The 23,079-nt window shown below is 72.2% G+C and carries 14 protein-coding genes and 1 tRNA gene; 5 read left to right on the top strand and 10 right to left on the bottom strand.

Translation table 11 applies throughout. The features are described from left to right. Positions 1–9: 9 nt before the first annotated feature. Entirely contained in the window at positions 10–567 is a 558-nt protein-coding gene (locus ACH4DZ_RS15865; RefSeq protein WP_398287649.1) for a DUF4232 domain-containing protein, read from the top strand. Between the two features lie 131 nt (positions 568–698). Here the strand turns inward: ACH4DZ_RS15865 and ACH4DZ_RS15860 are convergent, their stop codons facing one another. Further along, positions 699–1,862, bottom strand: a complete 1,164-nt coding sequence (locus tag ACH4DZ_RS15860) for a DUF2786 domain-containing protein (protein WP_398287648.1) — start codon at positions 1,860–1,862, stop codon at positions 699–701. 162 nt (positions 1,863–2,024) lie between these two features. Between ACH4DZ_RS15860 and ACH4DZ_RS15855 the strand changes: the two genes are divergently transcribed. From ACH4DZ_RS15855 to ACH4DZ_RS15845, 3 genes are all read left to right on the top strand, one after another. Continuing rightward, on the top strand, positions 2,025–2,657 hold the full coding sequence (locus ACH4DZ_RS15855) for a LysE family translocator (RefSeq protein WP_398287646.1): 633 nt from the start codon (positions 2,025–2,027) through the stop codon (positions 2,655–2,657). Between the two features lie 139 nt (positions 2,658–2,796). Continuing rightward, the gene (locus tag ACH4DZ_RS15850) at positions 2,797–3,522 is read left to right on the top strand and encodes a Clp protease N-terminal domain-containing protein (protein ID WP_398287645.1); all 726 of its coding nucleotides are present in this window, start codon (positions 2,797–2,799) and stop codon (positions 3,520–3,522) included. Positions 3,523–3,580: 58 nt separating this feature from the next. After that, complete coding sequence (locus tag ACH4DZ_RS15845; RefSeq protein WP_398287644.1) at positions 3,581–5,362, top strand: bifunctional 3'-5' exonuclease/DNA polymerase; 1,782 nt, start codon at positions 3,581–3,583, stop codon at positions 5,360–5,362. 191 nt (positions 5,363–5,553) lie between these two features. Here the strand turns inward: ACH4DZ_RS15845 and ACH4DZ_RS15840 are convergent, their stop codons facing one another. After that, positions 5,554–9,108: a BTAD domain-containing putative transcriptional regulator gene (locus ACH4DZ_RS15840; protein ID WP_398287643.1), complete on the bottom strand. Its 3,555-nt coding sequence runs from the start codon at positions 9,106–9,108 to the stop codon at positions 5,554–5,556. Positions 9,109–9,495: 387 nt separating this feature from the next. Beyond that, the gene (locus ACH4DZ_RS15835; protein ID WP_398287763.1) at positions 9,496–10,407 is read right to left on the bottom strand and encodes a glycosyltransferase family 2 protein; all 912 of its coding nucleotides are present in this window, start codon (positions 10,405–10,407) and stop codon (positions 9,496–9,498) included. Between the two features lie 439 nt (positions 10,408–10,846). Here ACH4DZ_RS15835 and ACH4DZ_RS15830 point away from each other — a divergent pair, with 439 nt between their 5' ends. Further along, positions 10,847–11,794 (top strand): M56 family metallopeptidase, encoded by a 948-nt coding sequence (locus ACH4DZ_RS15830; protein WP_398287642.1) that lies wholly within the window; start codon positions 10,847–10,849, stop codon positions 11,792–11,794. 121 nt (positions 11,795–11,915) lie between these two features. On the opposite strand, the gene ACH4DZ_RS15825 is transcribed toward ACH4DZ_RS15830, so the two are convergent. From ACH4DZ_RS15825 to ACH4DZ_RS15795, 7 genes are all read right to left on the bottom strand, one after another. Beyond that, complete coding sequence (locus ACH4DZ_RS15825; protein WP_398287641.1) at positions 11,916–12,800, bottom strand: calcium-binding protein; 885 nt, start codon at positions 12,798–12,800, stop codon at positions 11,916–11,918. A gap of 217 nt (positions 12,801–13,017) precedes the next feature. Then, positions 13,018–15,714 carry a LuxR C-terminal-related transcriptional regulator gene (locus ACH4DZ_RS15820; protein WP_398287640.1) on the bottom strand — a complete coding sequence of 899 codons (2,697 nt, stop codon included), beginning with the start codon at positions 15,712–15,714 and terminating at the stop codon, positions 13,018–13,020. Between the two features lie 225 nt (positions 15,715–15,939). Continuing rightward, complete coding sequence (locus ACH4DZ_RS15815) at positions 15,940–17,262, bottom strand: protein kinase (protein ID WP_398287639.1); 1,323 nt, start codon at positions 17,260–17,262, stop codon at positions 15,940–15,942. Between the two features lie 176 nt (positions 17,263–17,438). Further along, a complete protein-coding gene (locus ACH4DZ_RS15810; protein ID WP_398287637.1) occupies positions 17,439–19,355 on the bottom strand; it encodes a P-loop ATPase, Sll1717 family in 1,917 nt (638 codons plus the stop codon). 390 nt (positions 19,356–19,745) lie between these two features. After that, positions 19,746–19,819 (bottom strand) — tRNA-Thr (locus ACH4DZ_RS15805). A gap of 101 nt (positions 19,820–19,920) precedes the next feature. Next, the gene (locus ACH4DZ_RS15800; RefSeq protein ID WP_398287635.1) at positions 19,921–21,522 is read right to left on the bottom strand and encodes an alpha/beta hydrolase; all 1,602 of its coding nucleotides are present in this window, start codon (positions 21,520–21,522) and stop codon (positions 19,921–19,923) included. 307 nt (positions 21,523–21,829) lie between these two features. Continuing rightward, positions 21,830–23,035, bottom strand: coding sequence for a DNA polymerase III subunit delta' (locus tag ACH4DZ_RS15795; protein WP_398287634.1), 1,206 nt, complete (start codon positions 23,033–23,035; stop codon positions 21,830–21,832). Positions 23,036–23,079: the final 44 nt, after the last annotated feature.

The raw sequence follows: 23,079 nt of genomic DNA, 5'->3' as shown, positions 1-23,079 counted from the left end.
AGGAAATCCATGCGCACCCTGCCGATCGCCGTCACCGCCCTCGCGGCGACGCTCACCCTGACCCTGACCGCCTGCGGCGACGACGGTGGCGGCGGTGACAAGAAGACCAGCGGCGAGAAGAACGGTTCGCCGAGTTCCTCCAGCGCCTGCGCGGCCGACACGTTCGGTCAGGAGGTCGTCGCCAGTGAGGCCCCGGCCGCGGGCGACACCGGAACCGTCTCCGTCACCCTCACGAACGGCTCCGGGGCCGACTGCACGCTGAAGGGCTTCCCCACCGTCGGCCTGGACGTCCGCGGCACCGCGCTGTCCGTCGCTCCGGAGAAGTCCGCGGTGGCGGAGAAGCTGACCGTGAAGAAGGACGAGACGGTCGGCTTCACGATCACGTACGTACGAGGGCCCGCGGGTGACGCCGAGAAGGCCGCCGCGGTGACGACCGCGAAGTTCGCTCTGCCCGGGGCCGATGGCGAGCTGTCCTTCGCCTGGAAGTACGGCGAGGTGGCGCTGCGGGACGCGGGCGGCAGCGAGCCGGACGCGTCGGTCACCGCGCTGCAGCGCACGGGGGACTGAACGCTTCCGCGGCGAGCCTGGGATGACTCTGCGGGCCGGTGGGGGCCGGCCGCGCAGTTCCCCGCGCCCCTGACGGGGCCCGGCGTGGGCGAGACGGGCGCGTCGGTCACCGCGCCCCTGGCGGGGCCGGGTCAGGGGGTGGGGAGGGGTGGGTGGGTCCTGACCTGGGCGCGGTCCGCCGCCGCTGCTCCCTCCTGCCAGCCGGCCGCGTCGTTCACCCCGCGTAGCCGGGTCGTGACGGTGTCCGGGAACATGCGCTCCGTCTCGTCCGTGACCGCGACGTCGCGCGCCGCGAGGACCGGCAGCAACTCCCCCGCCGCGGCGGTCACCTGCCCCTCGGCCGCCTCGGCCAGCCGGTCGCCGATGCGATGCGCGTACGCGGCGAGGAAGGACTGCCGGAAGGACTTCGTACGTTTCCTGCCGCCCGCGCGCTGGGCCGCTTCCGCCTTGGTCATCGCGGCCGTGGCCTGCACGAGGAGCGAGGTGTGGAGGAGTTCGACCGCCTCCAGGTCGGGCTCGAAGCCGACGACGGTGGAGAAGCCGAGGGCCTCGTTCCACACCGCCCGGCAGCGGTTGGCGCCGGCCACCGCGTCGAGGAGGACGGCCTTGGCGGTCTCGTACGGCGGGTCGACGCCGATCCGGCAGGCACCGGGCGCGTCCTTGGCGTGCGTACGCGCCGCGAGCAGCGCCTCGTCGATGCTGTGCCGCGCCATCAGCTCCTGCGCCTTGGCGCTCAGCGCCTCCGCCTCCTCCGGGAACCCGGTCGCCTCCGCCTTGGCGAGGAGCGCGCGGATACGGGTGAGCATGCGGGTGTCCCGCGGGGCGGAGCCGCCCCCGGGCGCGCGGGGCGCGCGGGGCACATGGGCGTCCAGCGGCTCCAGGGAGGGCAGGCGCAGCAGCAGCCGGTACACCTCCAGGGCGGCGGTCGCGTACTGGAATCGGTCCAGGCGGTCCGGGCGGCCCGGCCCCGCGCCCAGCCCTGTCAGTTCGTCCAGCTGTGCCGTCCAGCGCGGGCCCCGGGGCGTACGGTCCCGGGCGGCCTCGGCGAGGACCAGCTCCGCCGCGAGGCGTTCGTGCACGTCGTCCAGCTCGCGCCGCACGATGCGTACGACGTCCGCGGGCTGCCAGCCGCGCCGCCAGGCCGCCGCGACGAACTCCTCGCCGCGACGGGCGAGTTCGGTGTCGGAGGCGGGGTCGGCGGCGAGCAGGGAGGCGCCGGTGTCGAGGGCCGTGTCGGAGTCGGCGTAGAGGGCGGCCGCGAAGGCGCGCTCCACCGTGGAGGACGTACTACTCATCCGTCGATCGTGTCATGGGGGGGAACGGACGACCGGAACGGGACCGCCGTCGGGCCGCCGCGGGACCGTCGGGAGATCCACGCCGGGGCCGGATACGGACGCGGGCGTCTCAGCGGGTGAAAATCGCTCGACCCGGCGGTCGGCGGGCCCGATCATGCCCCCATGGTCGACACCTCTCTGTACGCGGCGTTCCTGGTCGCCGCGCTCGCGCTCGTGGTGAGCCCCGGCCCCGACATGATGTTCATCGTGGCGATGGGAGGCCGGGGCGGGCCGGTCACGGGGGTGATGGCCGCGGCGGGCGTCGCCACGGCGATGCTCGTGCACTCGGTCGCCGCGATGCTGGGCCTCTCCGCCCTGTTCACGGCGCTGCCGACGCTGTACCACGTACTGCGCTGGGCCGGTGCGGCCTACCTCCTGCATCTCGCGGTCAAGGCGTTCCGGGACCGCTCGGTGCCGGTCGAGGAGGACGCCGCCGCCGTCGGGCCGGGCCGGCGGCGGGCCTTCTGGCAGGGGGCGGTCACCAACCTGCTCAACCCCAAGGTGATCCTCTTCAACGTGGCGTTCCTGCCGCAGTTCGTGGACCCCGGACTCGGCCATGTGATGGGCCAGTTCCTCGTCCTCGGCGTCACCATCGTGGTCATGGGCTTCGTTTTCGACGCCTCCGTGGGGCTGCTCTCCGGCCGCCTCTCCGACCTGCTGCGGCGCAGCCGCCGGGTCGCCCGGGCGCTCAACATCTTCAGCGGAACGGTCTTCACGGGGCTGGCCGTACGCCTGCTCGTGGCGTCCCCGAAGTAGCCGATACAGGCCGGGGCAGCCAGGGCAGCCCGTGGCGGCCATCGATCCAGGAACGTACGCCAACCAGGACGCAGACCACCCGGGAATGCGGTGTCAACGCGAGGTTGACACTGCTGCACTGTCAACCTACGGTTGACACATGACCACGAATCCACGCGGCACCACTTCCGTACGCCTCGACGACCTCATCGAGGCCATCAAGAAGGTCCACGAAGACGCCCTCGACCAGCTCCAGGACGCGGTGATCGCCGCGGACCACCTCGGCGACGTGGCCGACCACCTGATCGGGCACTTCGTGGACCAGGCCCGGCGTTCGGGCGCCTCCTGGACGGACATCGGCAGGAGCATGGGGGTCACCCGGCAGGCGGCCCAGAAGCGGTTCGTACCGAAGGCCGAGTCGGACCTCGACCCGAGCCAGGGCTTCAGCCGTTACACCGCACGCGCCAGGAACGTGGTGGTGGCCTCCCAGGAGGAGGCCAGGACCGCAGGCAACGACCAGATCCGCACCGAGCACCTGGTCCTCGGCCTGATCGCCGACCCGGAGGGCCTCGGGGCGAAGGCGATCACCGCGCAGGGCGTCGCCCTGGACGCCGTACGCGAGGCCGCGAACACCGGTCTCCCGCCGCGCGCGGAGACCATGCCCGCACTCGTCCCCTTCGACGCCGACGCCAAGAAGACCCTCGAACTCACCTTCCGTGAGGCCCTGCGCCTGGGCCACAACTACATCGGTACGGAGCACATCCTGCTCGCCCTGCTGGAGCACGAGGCCGGCACGGGCCTGCTGAGCGGACTCGGCGTCACCAAGGCGGCGACCGAGGCGGACATCGCGAAGTCGCTGGAGCAGCTGAAGAAGCCCGTCCAGTAGGCCCGGTCCCCTCCAGCGGTGGGACCGGATTGTCAGACCCTCCTGCGAGACTCACGTCATGACCGGACGGTGGGCTCTCGCGCCGGCCGAGGACGGCGGCGCCGAGCTGGCCCCCCTCGGCCCCGACGGGCTGCCCGCCGGACCGCTCCTGCGGGAGCCGGACCTCGCCGAGTCCGTACGGTCCCGGCCGGACGTCACCCGCTGGGTGTGGCGGGCGACGGCGGAGGTGTACCCACGGCTGCGCGCCGAGGGCGTCCGGGTCGAGCGGTGTTACGACGTGGAGGCCGCCGAGACCCTCCTCCTCGGCCACGAGGGACGGCTCGGCGAGCCCCGTTCGGCCGCCGCCGCCCTGGCCAGGCTGCGCGGCGGCCCCGTACCGCCCGACCCTCCGCAGCGTTCCGCCGAGCCCGGCTCGCAGTCCTCCCTCTTCGAGCCGCGCCCCGGCCCCGGCAGCCACGTATCGCTGGCCCAGCTCATCGAGGTGTACGGGGAACAGCAGCGCAGACACGACGCGACCGCGCGGCCCGAGCGGATGCGGCTGCTCACGGCCTCCGAGTCGGCGGGCACGCTGGTGGCGACCGAGATGAACGAGCTCGGGCTGCCGTGGAGCACCGACGTGCACCGGGAGGTCCTGCACGAACTGCTGGGCGAGCGGTACGCGGGCGGCGGTGAGCCACGGCGGCTGGCCGAGCTGACGGAAGAGGTGTCGGCCGCGTTCGGCCGCCGGGTCCGGCCCGACCTGCCCGCGGATGTCGTCAAGGCCTTCGCGCAGGCCGGGATCAAGGTGAGGTCCACGCGGCGCTGGGAGATCGAGACCATCGACCACCCGGCGGTGAAGCCCCTGGTCGAGTACAAGAAGCTGTACCGGATCTGGGTCGCCCACGGCTGGTCGTGGCTCCAGGACTGGGTGCGGGACGGGCGGTTCAGACCGGAGTACCAGGCGGGCGGCACCGTCACCGGCCGCTGGGTGACCAACGGCGGCGGCGCGCTGCAGATCCCCAAGGTCATACGCAGGGCCGCGGTCGCCGACCCCGGCTGGCGGCTCGTCGTGGCGGACGCCGACCAGATGGAGCCGCGCGTACTGGCCGCGATCTCCCGCGATCCCGGTCTGATGGAGGTGGCGGGCCGCGAGAGCGACCTCTACCAGTCCGTCTCCGACCGGGCCTTCTCCGGGGACCGCGCCCAAGCGAAGCTCGCCGTCCTCGGCGCGATCTACGGCCAGACGTCCGGCGACGGCCTCAAGAACCTCGCGCTGCTGCGCCGCCGCTTCCCCAGGGCGGTGGCGTACGTGGACGACGCGGCCCGCGCGGGCGAGGAGGGCCGGCTCGTACGGACCTGGCTGGGCCGCACCTGCCCACCGGCGGCGGGGTCGGACTCCTCGGGTGAGGAGGCGGGCATTCCGGACAGCGAGGAGGCCGGCGGCTCGGGCGGTTCGAGTGGTCCGGGCGGCCTGGGTGGTCCTGGCGGTCCGGGTGGTCCTGGCGGTCCGGATGAGGGCGCCGACGCCGGGAGCGCCCAGGACTGGGTGCCCGGTTACGCGTCCAGCAACTCCCGGGCCCGGGGCCGCTTCGCGCGTAACTTCGTGGTGCAGGGCAGCGCCGCCGACTGGACCCTCCTCGTGCTCGCCGGGCTCCGGCGCACCTGCCGGGACATGGCGGCCGAGCTGGTCTTCTTCCAGCACGACGAGGTGATGGTGCACTGCCCGGAGGAGGAGGCCGACGCGGTGGTCGAGGCCATCCGGGAGGCGGCGGCGGAGGCGGGACGGCTGACGTTCGGGGAAACGCCGGTGCGGTTCCCGTTCACCACGGCGGTGGTGAAGTGCTACGCGGACGCGAAGTGAGCACCGTGAGCACCGTGAGCACCGTGAGCGCCGTGAGCACCGTGGGTGCCGCGGGTGCCGCGGGTGCCGCGGGTGCCGGGAATGCCGTGGGTCCTGCGGTCCCTGTGATCCCAGCGGCCCCGCCCAGCGGCCCCGCCCAGCGGCCCCGGTGATCGGTGATCCCGGTGATAGGTGATCTCGGTGAGTGAGGGTCAGCCGATGCGGCTCAGGAGCAGATCCCGCAGCTCATCGACCACCGGACTGTCGGTGCCGTCGAGGTTGGCGAGGGCCAGTTCCCACTGCTCGTACGCCTCCTCCGTGCGGCCCGCCGACCGGAGGAGCAGTCCCTGCTGGTGCCGGGCGAGACCCGCGGTGTAGCGGTCGGCGCGCCGCTCGGCCCGCTCCAGCAGCAGGGCGCACTCCCGGGCGGCCCGCTCCGAGCGGTCGAGGTCGCGCAGGGCACGCACCAGACCCAGCCGGGTCTGCGAACCGCTCTGCCAGTCGACCCCGTCCGAGACGCTCAGGGCACGGTCGAAATGCTCCAGCGCACCGGCCGGTTCGCCGAGCGTGAGGTGGGCGTACCCGATGTTGCAGTGCCCCGACTCACGGACCCGCGAGTCGCCCATGACCTCCCCGAGCGCGAGGCTCCGCTCGTGCCATTCGATGGCGGCGCGCGGGTCGCTGTGCTCGTACAGGTTGCCGAGGTTGCTGTAGACGACGGCCTCGCCGTCCGCGTCGCCCGCCAGCCGTGCCAGTTCGAGGCTTTCCCGCAGGGCCGTCTCGGACTCGGCGTACCGGCCGAGGCTTTCGAGCAGCAGCCCCCGGTTGTTCAGACAGCGCTGGACGCGCGGCAGGACGCCGAGACCGCGCCAGCGTGCGAGCGCCTGGTCGGTCAGGACGAGCGCCTCGCCGGCCCGTCCCTGCATGAAGCGCAGACCCGCCAGGTCGGAGAGCGCGATCGCCTCGGCGGCGTCGTCACCGAGGCGCCGCGCCACGTCCAGCGCCCGCCGCCCGAGCGTCGCCAGCTCGCGGAGCCGGCCGCGGCGCTGCAGATACGGGAAGAGGGCGCGGACGAGGACGGGCACGAGCGGGGAGACGGCGGCCCGTCCCTCGACGAGCGCGACGACGTTCGCCACCTCCCGGTCCCCCCAGGCGACGGCCTCGCCGACCGAGCCGAACGGCGGGGGCGGGGCCCCGCCTCCACCTCCGTCGGCGGCCACGCACTCCCGCTCGGCGACGGTCACACCGAGCCGGTTGTCCCGGTCGACACCGGAGGGGGTCAGGGCCAGCACGCATTGGCGGGCGGAGGCGATGTACCAACGGAGGGCAATGTCTGTCGGGTCGTACGGATCCGTCGGGTACGGCTTCGCAGGGTCCGTCAGGTACGGGTCCGGCGGACCCGGGGTACCGGATCCCGCCCCCGCCGCGCAGGCGAAAGCGGCGGCATCCTCGCGGGAGACCTCATGGGAGACCTCATGGGAGACCTCGCGGGCGAAATCCCGTACGAGGTCGTGGGGGGCGTAGCGGCCGTACGTGCTCTCGTCGAGGAGGGCGACGTCGACGAGGCGGTCGAGGGCGGCCTCCGCGCGCCGCTCACCGGTGCCCAGCAGCCGTGCGAGCAGCGGGATCCCGTACGTCGGCAGGTCGAGCGCGCCGATCCGGCGCAGGGCGAGCGCGGCATCCCGGTCGGCCTCGCGGTCGGAGACGCGCAGCGCGTCGAGGGCGACCGCGAGCGAGCGGCGCACACTCAGGTCGTCGTACTCCAGATGGTTCAACCGTTCGTCACTGGCGGCCAGTTGACCCGCCAGCGCGTCCGGTGTGAGAACGTGCCGGGCGGCCAGGCGCGCCGCGACGATCCGCAGCGCGAGGGGCAGCCGTCCGGTGAGGCCGACGAGCGGGTGCGTACCGTCGAGGCCGTCCCGACCGGAGACGGCGCGCAGAAGTTCGGCGCTCTCCTCGTCGGAGAGCGGCGCGAGCGGAAAGCGTTTCGCGCCGTCCAGCGCGGTGAGGGGCGAGCGGCTGGTGACGATCACCGCGCAGCCGGGTCCCGCGGGCAGCAGGGGGCGGACCTGGGCGGCGTTCGCGACATCGTCCAGCACGAGCAAGGTGCGGGTGGGTGCCAGCAGCGAGCGCATCAACGCGCTGGCCGCGTCCGGGTGTTCGGGCACGCCTCGCGGCTCCACCCCGAGGTCGCGGAGCAGTGCGGCGAGGGCCTGCCCTGCGGTGAGCGGCGGCACGCCCGGTGTCGCCCCGTGCAGGCGCACGTACAGCTGGCCGTCGGGGAACTCCGTCCGCAGCCCGTGCGCCACCTGGACGCCCAGCGCGCTCTTCCCGACCCCCGCCATGCCGCTGACGACGGCGATCCGGGGGCGGCCGTCCCCGGCCGGGAGGAGCGCGGCGCGCAGCGCCTGGATGCTCGCCTCACGACCGGTGAAGTGGACCGGAACGGGCGGAAGTTGGGCGGGCCTCGGAATGGTGGTGCCGGTGGCGGTGGCCGTGGTGGTGCCGGTGGCGGTGACAGCCCGGGAGGCCTGGGAAGCCTGCGCGGGAATAGCCGGAACCGGAGCCCGAAGCGGGACCGGAGCCGAAGCCGTAGCCGCAAACGGCCCTGTGGCGAACGTCTCCGCCAGGATCGTGGTGGTGGCCGGCCGCAGGGGCCGGGCGGTCCTCCGGGAGCCGGACGCGCCGGTGGCCCGCTCGCCCACGGCCCGTTCGCCTGCGGCCATTCCACTGGCGGCCAGTTCGCCTGCGGCCCGTTCGCCCGCGGCCATTCCACTGGCGGCCAGTTCACCGGCGGCCAGTTCACCGGTCCGCGCCCGGAAGCGGGTGGTGACCCCCGCGGCCCCGCCTCCCGGAGGCCCGGCCCCCGGCTCCCGCAGAATCTCCAGGTGGGCCTCGCGTACCGCGCTCCCCGGCTCCACACCGAGTTCGCGGACGAGCCTGCCGCGCAGGTCGCGGTGGACTGCCAGTGCCTCCGCCTGGCGGCCCGTCCGGTACAGGACCAGCATCAGCTGCCGGTGGAAGGCCTCACGCAGGGGGAACTCAGCGGCCAGCGCGGCCAGTTCGGGAGCGAGCCCGGACAGCCGTACACCCCGCTCGGCCGCTCCCTGACAGAGCTCCAGTTCGGCGTCGTAACGGCACTCCAGGGCGAACAGCCGTGCCTCCTCCAGCCGCTGGACGAGGGAGATCCCACCGGCCTCCGGGGACCAGCCGTCCAACGGGGTGCCGCGCCACAGCGCGAGGGCCGCCACAGCCTCGGCCGAAGCCCTCCCCCAGTCGCGCCGCGCGTGTGCCGCACGGGCGGCCACGACCCGGGCCTCGAAGACCCGTACGTCCAACTCCCCTTCCGATACCCGCAGTCGGTAACCGGGCGCCACCGACCGCAGGCGGTCCGGGTCGTCCAGGAGCCGCCGCAGCCGGGTCACATGATTCTGCAGCGAGGCGTGCGCGGACGCGGGCGGGAAGGCGCCCCACAACGCGTCCTTGAGCGTGTGCACGGAGACGACCCGCCCCGGCTCCAGGAGCAGAGCGGTGAGCAGGACGCGCCCTTTGGCGCTGCGGACCGGCCGGGGTACGCCGTCGGCGTCGTACACGACCGTGGGCCCGAGCAGCCCGAAGCGCAGCCGACCCGGGCCCGCGACGGGAGCTTCGAGCAGGCCATCGGGCAATGCATCTGGCAAAGGGGCCGGAGCTTCGGACGTGGACGTGCCGGGCAAAGGAGCCGGGACTTCGGACATGGACATGGACGTGGACGTGGACGTGGACATAGACGTGCCGGGCGGGCCGAGCAGTCCGGCCTCCCGTTCCGACCGCGTCCCGCCGCCCACCTGTTCGCCCTCCCCGTCGACGGCGTCGGGCGGCCGGAATCCGACGCTCCGCCTGCCCCCGGGCGAAACTCCGTGCCCCGCCGCACCGTTCGTCCCATGTTAGCGATCGGTTGGCGTGGCCTGTTTTGATCACCACATCGGATCCGGTCGTTCCGGTACGCGGTTGGCGTCGTAGGTCGCCGCGACTCGGGGGAGTGTCGCCGTCGCGACCGGGTCCGAAAGTCCCGTGGAATACGCGTGAGGCACCCGCGTACCGGGCGAAACCCCAGGAAACAGGCCTCGCGCCTCTCCCCCTGCCCCTACCCCTCCTCCCCCTTCCGCTCCGTCTCAGATGACGGGCGGCCGACCCAGCCGCGTAAGCCGCCACACGGTCTTCCAGCGCATCGGCCGACGCTCCCCTGCCGACGCCCTCAGCCCCTCCACGAAACCGCCGAACCACGCCCGCAGCCCACCGACGGACCGCGTCCGTACGAGGGTCAGCGCGATCCAGACCGCCAGGTGGACGGGGATGAGCGGAAGGGGCAGCCGGCGCCTGACCAGCCAGACGCGGTTGCGGGCGGTGACGCGGTAGTAGATGGCGTGCCGGGCGGGTGACGTCTTCGGGTGCTGGAGCAGCAGCTGGGGCTCGTACCGGATGGTCCAGCCGGTGTCGGCGGCCCGCCACGCCAGGTCGGTCTCCTCGTGCGCGAAGAAGAACTCGGCGGGCCAGTCCCCCGTCTGCGCGAGCATCTCCATGGAGAGGGCGTGGCCGCCGCCGAGGAAGCAGGTCACCTCGCCGCCCCGCAGGGGGTCCTTGGCGCCGAGCCTGGGTACGTGGCGCCGCTGGGTCTCGCCGTTCTCGTCGGCGATGCGGAAACCGACGATGCCCAGGCGCGGCTCGACGGCGTACAGATCCCGTACGGTCCGCAGGACATCGGGGTCGATGAGCAGCCCGTCGTCGTCCAGTTCGACGACGACGTCCACGTCCCCGAACTCCCGCAGGCGCCGCAGTGCGACGTTGCGGCCACCCGGACAGCCGAGGTTCTCGTCGACCTCGATGGCGGTGACCTCACCGGGCAGGCCCAGCCGCTCGGCGAACTCCGGCAGCGGACAGCCGTTCCCGACGATCACGATCCGCTCGGGGGCGACGTCCTGCTTGGCCACCGACGTGAGCAGCGCGTCGACCTCGTCGGGCCGCGTCCCCATCGTCACCACGGCCACCGCGATCCGCGGTCCCACCGACACGACGCCCACCCCGATCTCGACCTCGTCGGACAAATCAGAGGACGATGCTAGCCGTTCACGCTGTGGACTCCTCACGTACGCGACTTCGTAAGGGTCTCGCGGCGCGCGTTCCGGCTCGTGTTCCCCGTGCCCGTGCTGTACGGATGTGAGCTCCAGCCGTCTCACGGCCGCACTGCGCTCCCGCGACTGCGCGGCGCTCCGTCACGTCGGGCGTCACGTCGGGCGTCACGTCGGGCGTCACGTCGGGCGTCACTCCAGGCCGTCACTCCGGGCAGCCGTCACACCAGGCCGTCATTCCGCTGGGTGCTCGGGGGCCCGGCGACCGGTAGCGTGTCCATGACCCGCAGGACCACGGGACCACGGGACGACGGGACGACCGGCAGATTCGGCGGACCCGCAGGACGTGCGGGACCCGCAGGACACGCAGGACCGAGGGGAAGAAGGGGCCCACGACATGACCGTAACCATCTCCCTCATGCTGATGGCGGCCGTCGCCCTGACCGCCGCGGTCGTGGCGCCCCGAGTCCTGACCGGCGCTTCCTGGCCCGAGCGGGAGCCCGTACTCGCACTGTGGGTGTGGCAGTGCCTGGTCGCCACGGTCCTGCTCTGCTGTCTGTCGTCGCTCGTGCTGAGCGCCTCCGCCGTCTTCCACACGGTCCGCGCCCATGTCTTCGCACCCGCGCCGCCCTCCGTCACCGCGGCGTACGACCTGGCCGCCGCCCCGCCGTGGACCACCGCGCTGACGCTGCTGCTGGCCGGCGGCGCCGCCTGGACCACGGCGATGCTCGCCCGTGAGGTGACGGAGGCCCGCAGGCGCAGCCGCCTGCGCCGCGAGCACCTGCGCGAGCGCGCGCCCGAGCTGCCGGCGGGCCTGCCGACCTCCCGCGGACCGCTGCTCGTGCTGGAGGACGAGTACCCGGACGCCTGGTGGATGCCGGGCAACCCGTCCCAGCTCGTCGTCACCACGGGCGCCCTGCAGCGCCTCACCGACCACCAGCTGGACGCCATCCAGGCCCACGAACTCGGCCATGCCCGCGCCCGCCACGACTGGCTCCTGCATCTCTCCCAGGCGCTGGCCGGCGGCTTCCCCGGCATCCCGGTCTTCCGGGACTTCCGCGACCAGACGCACCGCCTCGTCGAACTCTCCGCCGACGACACGGCCTCGCGCCGCTGCGGCCACCTCACGACCGCGCTGGCCCTCATCGAGCTGAACCAGCACCGGGGCGTACTCTCCTGCGCCACCCCCAGGCCCCTGCTCCACCAACGCGTGGAACGCCTCCTGGACCCCCCGCCCCGCCTCACCCGATCCCACCGCAGAAGCACCACGACGGCCGCCGCACTGGCCCCGCTGGTCCCGTTGCTGATCGCCTTCGGCCCGGCGTTGGCGACCCTGACCTCTTAGAACCCGTCGTCAGTTGCAGCCCCCTCCTCTTCCGTCCGTGCTGCGGGCAGATCCGTGGCCGTTCGCCCCGGACAGGTGACCTCCGTGCGACGTGACGCCCTGAATCCGGCGCCCCCGGGTCTCACGCCTCGCATTCGGCCTTGACGTCGATGGCGTCGCCGTTGCAGGTGTCGGTGTTGAAGCCCCCGTTGAGGGTGTCGCTGAAACCGTCGACGTCATGGAGCGAGTCGTTGCCGACATCGCCGAAGAGGATGTCGGCTCCGGTACCCCCGACGAGGGTGTCGTCGCCGAAAGAGCCCCCCAGGAAGTCGACGCCCCCGAGGCCGTTCATGGTGTTGGCCGCCACGCTGCCGAAGAACGCGTCGCCGAACTGGCTGCCGACGATGTTCTCCACGCTGGTGAGGACGTTGTCGCCCTCCCCGGTGGCGCCGTCGTCGCCGACGTCGTCGATGCTGACGACCACGCCCGAGCCGCTGTCCTGGTAACTGACGGAGTCCCTGGTGCCGCCTCCGCCACTGAAGGTGTCGTTACCGGGGCCGCCGATCATCTGGTCGAAGTCGGGTCCGCCGAGGAGGAGGTCGGGGTCCGCCCCACCGTTCAGGATGTTGTTGCGCGGAGTGGGCCCGCCGTCGATGACGTCGCTGCCCGGCCCTCCCCTCAGATCCCCCGCGAGATTGCCGGTCTTGGTGATGGTGTCGTTGCCGTCCCCGGCGTTGACCACGACGGTGGCGCTCCCGACATTGACGCTGCAGGTCACCGAACCGTCTCCGACGGCGAAGCAGCCTGCGCCGGCCGTCACCGTGTCGGTGGCGTCCCGGATGACGACCTTGCTGGCCGACAGACCGATCGTGATGTCGTTCGAAACGCCCGCGGCCGTGTTCACGGTCACGACGTCCCCGCTCCTGGTCACACCGGTGGCCGCGTTCGCCGGTCCGCCGCTCAGGGTCACCGCGGACCCCACCATCGCGGCGACGACCACGCCCCGGACCCACACTCTTCTCCTCATCGACTCCCCCTCGCTCGTAGCTCGGGCACACGCACACGCACACGCACACGCACACGCACACGCACTCGGACGCGTACTCGTCATGGCGCTCGCACTCGGGCTCGTAGTCACGCTCGTGATCGCGCTTGTAGTCGCACTCGTACTCATAGCCTCAGAGGCTGCTCGCGTCGGCGTGGCACGGCTTGAGTAGCCGCTACTCATCCGCACTCATCCGCACTCATCCGCGCTCACCAGGGGTGCGGGCAGCGCGCCGGGGGGACGGCGCTGCCCCGAGGGTCCGGGCCAGTTCGCGTCGGGTGGTGACGCCGAGTTTGATGTAGGCGTGGTGGAGGTGGTTGTCGACGGTGCGCACCGACAGGGTCAGGGCCTCGGCGATGTCCTTGCTGGCGTTGCCGACCGCGGCAAGCAGGGCTATCTCGCGTTCGCGGGCGGTGAGCGGAGCGGTGGCCCGGGCGGTGGTCAGCAGTGGCGTGCGGGCGCCTTCGCAACGGGTGAGGGCCGCGGCGGCCCGGTGGTCGGCCGCTGCGGCGCGCCGCGTGCGGTGTGCCCGGCGATGGGCGGCGGCGGCCGCGGTGGCCGCCTCGGCGGCGAGCAGGTTCGCGCCGATGTCCTGACACGCCTCGGCGGCCCGGAGGAGGCGGTCGGGGTCGCCGGACGCCAGCGCGGCCGCCAGGTCGGCCCGGGCGGGGGCGAGCGCCCCGTCGCATCTTCGCGCGATGGCCGTCAGCCGGTCCGTGACATCGCCCGCGCCGCCGAGCCGCGCGACATCGGTCAGCAGCAGCGCCTCGCCGGTGAGATGGCCGGTCGAACGGGCGACCCCGGCAGCGGCGGTGAGTACGGACCGTGCCCGCCCCAGGTGCCCACGGGCGGCCAACAGCCATGCCTCGCCCAGGCGTTCCTCACCGGCGGACAGCAGGCCGGGGGCCAACGGCGGCAGGGTGGCGTGCTCGGCCAGCGACGCCTCGGCGGCGTCCAGGTCACCGAGAACGGCCGCACACGCGGCGAGCCCTCCGAGCGCCGGGCGCAGGGCCATGACGTGGTCGAAGGTACGGGCCAGGGCGGCGGCCTCGGCCCACCAGCGGCGGGCGGTCGCCGGCCGCCCCGCCAGCCACTCCGCACGGCCGAGGAAGACCGCCATCCAGACCCGTACGACGGAATCGGCGACGACCAGTTCGGCATAGGCGCGCTCGCCCTCGCGGCGGGCTTCGGCCAGGCGGGCGGCCTCGCTGAGCGCGAGGACGAGCGGGACGCGCTGGATGGCCGGATGGGACACCAGAGCGTGTTCGTCGACCTGGCGGTGACCGGCGTGGGCGCGCTCCGCCCAGGTCACGGCGTCCGCGGTACGCCCGACCAGCGCCAGCGCGAAGGCCTTCATCCAGGCGCCCCGTAACCAGGCGTTGACATCGGAGGCGTCGCGGACGTCGGTCTCCAGGTCCTCCAGCAGGGCCAGCCCCTGGCTCGGCAGGCCTCCGACGATCCGCATGAACCCCTCGTTGACGGTGAGTCCGTGCCGGCCCGCCGCGCCGCTGATCCGTTCCAGGGCTGCCGTGTTGACCGCGAGCGCCTCGGTGAGGGGAGCGTTGCTCCACAGCAGATTGATCGTACGGACCAGGGCGACCGCGATCTGATCACGCTCACCGCGGGCCAGGGCGTCGGCCCGGGCGAGCACGGCCTCGGCCTCGGCCCAGCGGCCCATCTCGAAGAAGGCGTTGCCGAGCATCAGGTCGGTGGCGGTGGTGCGACGGCGTTCGGGCAGCGCCCCCAGAAGGGCGACGATCCGGGGGTAGTCGTGCGCGTGCCGGGCCACCGCGGCGGCCTGCGTGAGCAGGGCGGGGTCGGCGGTGCCGGTGGCGGCGAGCCGCCAGGTGGCAACGCGCAGCGGATCGCCCCGGCGACGGGCACCACGTGCCTCGACGCGCGCGGCCTGGTCCAGGAGCAGGTCCCGGCGGCGCAGGAGCGGCAGAGCGGCGCGCAGCACCTCGCCGTACAACGGGTGGGCCAGGGCGACCGTGGTACGCCGCCCTTCCAGGGTGACGCGGACCAGCCCGGCCTGTTCCAGGACCGCCATCACCTGCGGCCGGGCAACGGCTTCGGCATCGGCCAGGGGCAGCGGCTCGCACAGCGCCAACAGTTCCAGCGTGGGACGTCCGGCCGCCTCGGCGGACGCCAGCCGGGCACCGATCACCTCGATCAGCCGCGCCGTGGCCGGAAGCCGCCCCTCGGCAAGGTGCCAAAGGTGCCAGAGCTCACCGTCCTCGGTCAGCTCCCCGGCCGTCAGGGCTCCGAGGACCAGTTCGCGCAGGTACAGCACGTTGCCGCCGCTCGCGGCCGACAGCTCGTGCAGGGTACGCCGGGCGACCGGCCCTCCCAGCGCGGCCTGCAGCAGCGCCTCGATCTGCGCCGGGCCCAGTACGGCCAGGTCGACCCGGTGCACCGCATCCCCGCCCCGCAGCGCCGCGACAGCCTCCCCGTACGGCTCACCGGTACGCACCGTGCCGATCAGCAGGAGCGCTCCGGTGTCCATCAGCTGCCGCAGCAGCATCGCCGAGGCGGAGTCCAGCAGATGCATGTCGTCGATCAGCAGCACCCGCTGCCGCCCCGGCCCGGCGGCAAACCTCCTGGCGACCGCGGCGAACCCGGCCACCGGGTCGGACAGGTCCACCCCGGCGGGCAGCAGATGGGCGATCGCCCCCAGCGGCACCGCACCCGCCGCGGCACTCGCCGTGGCCCGCCCCACCCGCAGCCCCAGCGCCGCGGCCCGCTCCAGACACTCCTCGGCCAGCCGGGACTTGCCGACGCCCGCCGCTCCGCCCACCACGAACCCCCGGCACCCCCGGTCGGCCAACGCGTCGGCGAAGGCGTCCAGCTCCGGCCCTCGCCCGACCAACGGCCAGCGCCCCATCCGATCCCGCACCGTGCCTCCCCCGGCAGGCCACGCCACACGCTCCGCTGAAAACCAAAACTGACGCCAGATCAGCCTAGGAACGGGGGCGAGGAATGGCCAACGAGTTCTCCGGCACTTCTCCGACGCGCCTATCCCCCGCGCCTCTTCCCCGCGATTCACCCCCGCGCTTCTCCGACCGGTTCGCGAGCGGGCTCAGGACGTCCCGGCCCCGCCGTCCGTCGGCCACGCGCTCGGCTACGCGATGTGGTCTTCCTGCAGTTCCGCGGTATGGCGGTTGGTGAAGCGGTTGACCATGCGGTTCACGTCGTCGTCGGACACGAGGACGCCGTACGTCGTCTCCAAGGCCTCGCTGAACTGCCGGGCCGTGGGGTAGCTGCCGTCTATCGACTTCTTGAAGACGAGGTAGCCGTCCTCCTCGCGCAGCTGGAACTCCTCCGCGGACTGGCGCGCGGTGATCCTCTCGATCTTGGCGTCCATCTCTTCGCTGCGTCGGACAAGAATTCCCAGTTCGCGCCTGACCAGCGCGGCAGTGCGCTGGGCCTCCCGGAGCGCCTCGGCTTCGACCCTCCTGGCCTCTGTGACGATCCGCGAAGCGTCCGCCCGAGCCTCCTCCAGGAATTCCCAGGACCGTCTCAGGATCATCCCGGACACGGAGTGCTTGTGCCCCAGCTGTACGGCCTCCAGCAGGTTTACGCCGGGCTCGGTGACGGCGTGGTCCACGAGGAGGGTGCTCAGTGCTTCGTAGACCGTGGCCGCGTCCGCCGGGCGGTCCCCCGGGCGCTTGGCGAGGAGGCGCAGGATGAGGTCGTTCAGCGGGGCAGGGAGGCCTTCCACGTAGGCAGCGGGCGGTTCCGGGACGGCCTCGCGCTGTTTGCGGAGCACGGCCCACTGGTTGGTGCCGGTGAACGGTTGCCGCCCGGCCACAGCGTGGTAGAGGAGACACCCCAGGGAGTACAGGTCGCTGCGATGGTCGATCTCCCGGTCACCCTCGACCTGTTCCGGAGACATGTACGCCGGTGAGCCGAGCGGGGTGCCCGTGACGGTGAGTGCGCGGGCACCGAGGGTGTCACCCATGAACTTCGCGACCCCGAAGTCGAGCACCTTCACCGTCCCGTCCGGCCTGAGCAACGCGTTGGCGGGCTTGATGTCCCGGTGGACGACACCCTGCCGGTGCGCGGCGTGCAGCGCTTCGGCGATCTGCGCGGCCCACCCGGCGGCCAGCGGCCAGGACGGCGTGGACTCCTTGAACCGCCGGTGGAGTGAGACTCCCCGCACGAGTTCCATGACCAGGAAGAGGGTCGAACGCCCGTCGACCGACACCTCCCCCCAGTCGTGCACAGTGACGATGTTCTGATGGGAGAGCCGTCCCGCCAGTTGCACCTCGCGCTGGAAGCGGGCCTGCGTCTCCGCCTCATCCATGCCGTACTGCGGATGAACGACCTTTACGGCGACCTCCCGCCGCATTCGCTCGTCCTGAGCCGCCCAAACCTGCCCCGAGCCACCAGCGCCCAGCCGGTCACCGATCCGAAACCGCTCGGCGAGCAGTACGCCCTGCACCAGTCCCCTCCCCCGTCGGTGGACGGCCACCGCCGCGCGACGGTACGGCCCAACTCCCTTACGAGTATGGCGCCTTCACCAGTCCGTCGAGTCCCGGACGCTCCAGCACACATGGCCCGTCTCCGCTGCTCGCGGATCCGACGCACGGTACTGCGGAGGAGTACGCCCGTGGTTCCTCAGGAACTTCCCGAACTGCCGAACGACCCGCCCGCCAGGCGCCGCAACCGCCGGGCCTCCTCCTCGATGCGGCGGGCGACATCGTTGATGCCCGTCGTCTCGTCCAGTCCGCTGTCGATGAGCTGGGCGGCAAGGGTGGTGAAGTAGTGGCTGGTGGTGAGGAGATACTCGTCGACGTCGACACCGACGGACGCGGCCGCCCCTGCTGGAATGCGGTTGGCGTCATCACCGACTCGACCGATCTGTCGTTTGATCTCGTCCCCGACGTCCCACGACAGAGCCACCGCCCTATGGACCTGAGCGCGGATGGAATGGCAGGAATGCCTGAGCTCCCGCAGCAGCCGGTCGTCACGGTTGCGAGGGGTGCCCCCCGACGTCACAGGGCTGGGGTGACCCAGCGTGTTCCGCACGTCCGCGAACTGCACCTCGTAGGGCCGTAGGTCGAATGGCCTGGTGGCGCCAAGTGCTGCCCTGAAGCACGCGTGGACGTGGAACTCCGTCTCGTGCGGCTGGACCGGCAGGTCGTCGTCACCCGCGAACACCACGTCGTTCCCACGCCGGACTCCGAGAAAGCCGACGCCGTAGAGCACGTCGATGACTCCGGGCAGGGTCAAAGCGTTGGCGTACGCGGGGAAGTCATGGTGGAGAGTCTCAGCCGCGGCCTCGAAGCGACGTGCGAGCGCGACACGCGTGACGACATAGCCGGTGTTCTGGAAAAGCGGGCGCAGATGATTGAGGAACGGGTGCGCGACCAGATACTCCGAGCTCAGATCCTTGAGCTTCCACTCCGAGAACTGCCGGCTCGCCTGCCACACGTCCGCCTCGGTGATCCACTCACGCTGGTGCTCCAGCCAGGCCTTTTCCTGGCAGAGGTTGAGGAACTGGATGGCGTCACGCGGCCGTGGCAGACAGTGGCGGAAGAGGTACTTCGCGGTCTCCTCCCCACCCACGGTCTCCGGAAACAGCTCCGTCCACAGCCGCTCCTCGTCAAGGTCCTCCCCGACGGACGCCCGCGCCCGGGCGACCGCCAGATCTCTCAGGGCCCGCTCGGTCCAGGCGATCCGCAGTTCGTCACCGTGGAACTTGTCGCCCTCCCCGAAGGACAACGAGTCATAGATGTCGGCCCTCAGGAACAACAGAAAACGCACCGACCGCCCGTACAGACTTGCCGCGTGCTTGGCCGCCAACAGCAACCCGATCACCATGGAGTTGCTGTCCGGCTCAGCGGACCACACCTGCTCCAGCTGATCGACCATCAGCAGCAACGGGGGGTGCAGGCCCGCCCCACACCCCAGATCGACGAAGGCCCGTGTCACCCCCTGCTCGACGACTTCCAACTGCCGTGCGGCCCGCGCCCCTTCGGACGGAGACTGCGCGAGATCCACGCCCGCTTTGACGCCGAAGGCCTCCAGCGACAGCGAGGTCTGCAACCCGCGCGCCCCCTGCGCCAGTCTGTCCACCAGCCGATCACCGGCCGCCGCTTCCCCGTTCTGCTTCAGGAAACGGCCGAGCGCCTTCACCGAGTCGGGCCGTTTGCCGTGCGCTTCCTTGGCGTGGCCGACCAGATGCCGAGCCGCATGTACGGCAAACACATAGCGCCAGATCAGCGCCCTGGCCGAGTCCCCGGGAAGCCCCTGCAACTCGAACCGTCGGATTTCCTCTCCCGCCGCCTCGTCGGGCGTGACGAGTATCTTGCCGCCCCTGTGCCCACCGGGCCCGTCCGCCAGCAACTGCATGCAGATCGCACTCTTGCCGGACCCCTTGCGCCCGATGATCAACATCTTTCGCCCGGTGAGAGCACCCCGATAGGCGGCGTTGGGCACGAACCCGCCCCGCAGCAGCAGCCCCTCGGTCACATCCCGTTCGGCATCCTCACGCCCGAAATGCAGCTGTGCGAGTACTGGGCCGTCGGCCATCCTGTCCCCCTAGGTCATCCAGGTCTCCAAGTATCGACCCCGACTCGCACCGACGGCCTGCCCTGGGCCCCGTTCTCGCGCACACCCACAAGTCACCGGATGTGAACACGAGCAACAGCACCCGTCTGTCTCCGTCCACTCGACCGTGTTCGAAGCCCTGCTCACCGAGGCAGATGTCGACGCCCGCCGACTGACATGCCCACGACTTACACGTTCCTGCCCCGGAACCTGCTATGAGTCCGTGCCCGGGGGCTGGGACTGGGACTGGGACTGGGACTGGGTCGGGGATTGGAGACCGCCGCACGGCCCGCGCTCTCCGCATCCGCATCCGCATCCGCCCAAAGCAAAAGCCCCAGGTCACGGCGAGTGAGAATCCTGGGGCTTCTACAGAGCCGCCTTCGGGATTCGAACCCGAGACCTACGCATTACGAGTGCGTTGCTCTGGCCATCTGAGCTAAGGCGGCGCGCTGCCAGCACTATGGTGCGATCGGCAACGTCAGCAAGTCTACACAGGTTCCGGGGGTGCTCCGTACCGGCCCTGGGGGCACCCCCGACCGCTCGGTGATCAGGTCGCCGAGCAGCGCTTTCCCTTCTTCGGAGGGGTGCCTTCGAGCAGGTACTGGTTGATCGCGGAGTCGATGCAGGCGCTGCCGCGGCCGTACGCCGTGTGGCCGTCGCCGTCGTAGGTCAGGAGCGCCCCGGAGGAGAGCTGGGTGGCGAGGGCCTGCGCCCAGGGGTAAGGGGTCGCGGGGTCGCGGACCGTGCCGACGACGACGATGGGCGCCGCGCCCTTCGCCTCGATGCGGTGCGGCTCACCGGTCGGCTTCACCGGCCAGTAGGCGCAGTTCAGCGAGGCCCAGGCGAGCCCCTCGCCGAAGACGGGGGAGGCCTTCTCGAAGTCGGGGACGCCCTTCTCGACCTCCTCGGGGGAGGCGAAAGCGGCGGGCAGGTCCAGGCAGTTGACCGCCGCGTTGGCGGACATCAGATTGGCGTACGTACCGTCCGCCTCGCGCTCGTAGTAGCTGTCGGACAGGACCAGCAGGCCCGCCCCGTCCTTGTCCTTCATGGCCGTGCTGAGGGCCTCGCGCAGTTGCGGCCAGGCCCCCTCGTCGTACATCGCGGCGATGACCCCGGTCGTGGCCAGCGCCTCGCCCAGTTTGCGGCCGTCCGCGTCGCCCGCGTCGATGGGAGCGGAGTCCAGTTGCCGGAAGAAGGCCTTCAGGTTCTTGCCGACCTGCTCCGGCGACGTGCCCTTCCCGCCCAGCGGGCAGTCGGACTCCCCGACGCAGTCCTTCGCGAAGGACCTGAAGGCCGTCTCGAAGCCGGCCGTCTGGTCCCGGTTCAGCTGCCGCGCGGGCAGGGACGGGTCCATCGCGCCGTCCAGGACCAGCCGGCCCACGCGCTCCGGATACAGACCCGCGTAGGTCGCCCCGAGGAACGTGCCGTAGGAGGCACCCACGTACGTCAGCTTCTCGTCGCCCAGCGCGGCCCGTACGAGATCCATGTCGCGGGCCGCCTCGACCGTGGACACATGGCGCAGCAGATTCGCCGAGCGCTGTCCGCAGGCCGCCGCGAACTCCTTGTAGGCGTCGACCAGTTCAGTGGTCTCGCGCGCGTTGTCGGGGGTCGTGTCCGTCTGCGTGTACGCGTCCATCCGCTTGCCCGTGAGGCATTCGACGGGCTCGCTGCGGGCGACGCCCCGCGGGTCCACCGCCACCATGTCGTAGCGGGCGCGCACCTTCGCCGGGTAGCCGATCCCCGCGTACGACTGGAGGTAGTCGACCGCCGAGCCGCCCGGTCCTCCCGGGTTGACCAGCAGCGAGCCGATCCGCTTGCCCGGGCCCGTGGCCTTCTTGCGGGCCACGGCCAGCCGGATGTCGCCCTTGGCCGGCGCGGCGTAGTCGAGCGGCGCCTTGAGCGTGCCGCACTCGAAGCCGGCCACACCGCAGGCCCGCCAGTTCGTGCGCTGCGCGTAGTACGGGGCCAGCGCGGACGGGGTGGCCTCGGGCAGCGCGTGCAGCGCCACCGACCCGGCCGGGCTCGCGGCGGTCGTCGAACTCCCCGCGGAGCAGGCGGAGACGAGGAGTCCGGCGACGGCGAGCAGGGTGCCGCACGCGCGGAGGGATCGATGGGCCCGGGACGACCCGGGCCGGCGCCTGGTGTACATCGACCGAGCGTAACCCTGTGCGACGGATTGATTGCTCAGAGTTGCACGCATGCCTCGTACGAGTGATGCCGTCACCTCCCCGTTCGACCTGCGCAGGCCCGTCGCGCCCGCCGCGCCCGCCGCGCCCGCCGCGTCAACCGCGCCGACCGCCGGTGCGAGCCCGCCGCGCCGGCACCCGGTGACCGCACCGGGTTCCGCACTCGATGTCAGCCCGCCACGTCCGCACCCCGCGTCAGCGCCCAGCGCCCTCCCACCGCGTCAGCCCGCCGCCGTGCGGGCCCGCGTCAGCCCGCCGTGCTCGCCCGCGTCAGCCCGCCCGCAGCGCCATCGTCATGGCCTCCACCGCCAGCAGCGGCGCCACGTTCCGGTCCAGGGCCACTCTGCATGCGGCGATCGCCTCTATCCGGCGCAGGGTGGCCTCGGGCGACGACCCCCTCGCCAGCCGGTCCAGCGCGTCCTGCATCTCCGTGTTGGCGAGGGCGAGATCCGTGCCGAACTGCAGGGCGAGCACATCGCGGTAGAAAGCCGTGAGGTCGATCAGGGCCAGATCCAGGCTGTCGCGCTGCGTACGCGTCTTGCGGCGCTTCTGCCTGTCCTCCAGTTCCTTCATCACGCCCGCGGTGCCACGCGGCATACGGCCGTTCTGTCCCGCGCCGAGGGCCGCCTTCATGTCCTCGGTCTCCTTGACGTCGGTCTCCTCGGCGACCTGCTTGGCGTCCTCGGAGGCGGCGTCGATCAGCTCCTGGGCCGCTTTGAGGCAGGCGCCCACGTCGTCGACACGCAGCGGCAGTTTGAGGACGGCGGCCCGGCGCGCGCGGGCCCGCTCGTCCGTGGCGAGGCGCCGGGCGCGCCCGATGTGGCCCTGGGTGGCACGGGCCACGGCGGCGGCGATGTCCGGCTCGATGCCGTCGCGGCGTACGAGGACATCGGCGACCGCGGCCACCGAGGGCGTCCGGAGCGTGAGGTGGCGGCACCGGGAGCGGATCGTGGGCAGCACGTCCTCCAGGGAGGGCGCGCACAGGAGCCAGACCGTACGGGGCGCGGGCTCTTCGACGGCCTTCAGCAGCACGTTGCCCGCGCCCTCGGTGAGGCGGTCGGCGTCCTCCATGACGATGACCTGCCAACGGCCGACCGCCGGGGACAACTGGGCGCGGCGGACCAGGTCGCGCGTCTCCTTCACACCGATGGAGAGCAGATCGGTGCGGATGATCTGCACGTCCGCGTGCGTCCCGATCAGGCTCGTGTGGCAGCCGTCGCAGAATCCGCAGCCGGGGATCCCGCCGAGGGCGCGGTCGGGGCTGATGCACTGCAGGGCCGCCGCGAAGGCGCGCGCCGTGGTGGAACGGCCCGACCCGGGCGGCCCCGTGAAGAGCCAGGCGTGCGTCATCTTCGAGGCCTCGGGCGGCGGGGTGTCGGCAGCGACCGCGGTGACCAGGGCGTCGGCGTCCCGCGCGGCGGCCTCAAGCTGCCCGCTGACCTTCTCCTGGCCCACCAGGTCGTCCCATACGGTCATGGGGCGCCGCCCTTTCGTCGAACCTGCCGTCGTCGGCGCAGCCG

The organism is Streptomyces sp. NPDC017991 (genome assembly GCF_044328075.1).
In the GTDB taxonomy this organism is placed as follows: Bacteria; Actinomycetota; Actinomycetes; order Streptomycetales; family Streptomycetaceae; genus Streptomyces.
This window is presented reverse-complemented; position numbering and strand designations above follow the sequence as displayed.

Coding starts and splice junctions, on each gene's coding strand:
- ACH4DZ_RS15865 (WP_398287649.1), top strand. CDS start 10: ATGCGCACCCTGCCGATCGCCGTCACCGCCCTCGCGGCGACGCTCACC.
- ACH4DZ_RS15860 (WP_398287648.1), bottom strand. CDS start 1,862: ATGAGTAGTACGTCCTCCACGGTGGAGCGCGCCTTCGCGGCCGCCCTC.
- ACH4DZ_RS15855 (WP_398287646.1), top strand. CDS start 2,025: ATGGTCGACACCTCTCTGTACGCGGCGTTCCTGGTCGCCGCGCTCGCG.
- ACH4DZ_RS15850 (WP_398287645.1), top strand. CDS start 2,797: ATGACCACGAATCCACGCGGCACCACTTCCGTACGCCTCGACGACCTC.
- ACH4DZ_RS15845 (WP_398287644.1), top strand. CDS start 3,581: ATGACCGGACGGTGGGCTCTCGCGCCGGCCGAGGACGGCGGCGCCGAG.
- ACH4DZ_RS15840 (WP_398287643.1), bottom strand. CDS start 9,108: ATGTCCACGTCCACGTCCACGTCCATGTCCATGTCCGAAGTCCCGGCT.
- ACH4DZ_RS15830 (WP_398287642.1), top strand. CDS start 10,847: ATGACCGTAACCATCTCCCTCATGCTGATGGCGGCCGTCGCCCTGACC.
- ACH4DZ_RS15825 (WP_398287641.1), bottom strand. CDS start 12,800: ATGAGGAGAAGAGTGTGGGTCCGGGGCGTGGTCGTCGCCGCGATGGTG.
- ACH4DZ_RS15810 (WP_398287637.1), bottom strand. CDS start 19,355: ATGGCCGACGGCCCAGTACTCGCACAGCTGCATTTCGGGCGTGAGGAT.
- ACH4DZ_RS15800 (WP_398287635.1), bottom strand. CDS start 21,522: ATGTACACCAGGCGCCGGCCCGGGTCGTCCCGGGCCCATCGATCCCTC.
- ACH4DZ_RS15795 (WP_398287634.1), bottom strand. CDS start 23,035: ATGACCGTATGGGACGACCTGGTGGGCCAGGAGAAGGTCAGCGGGCAG.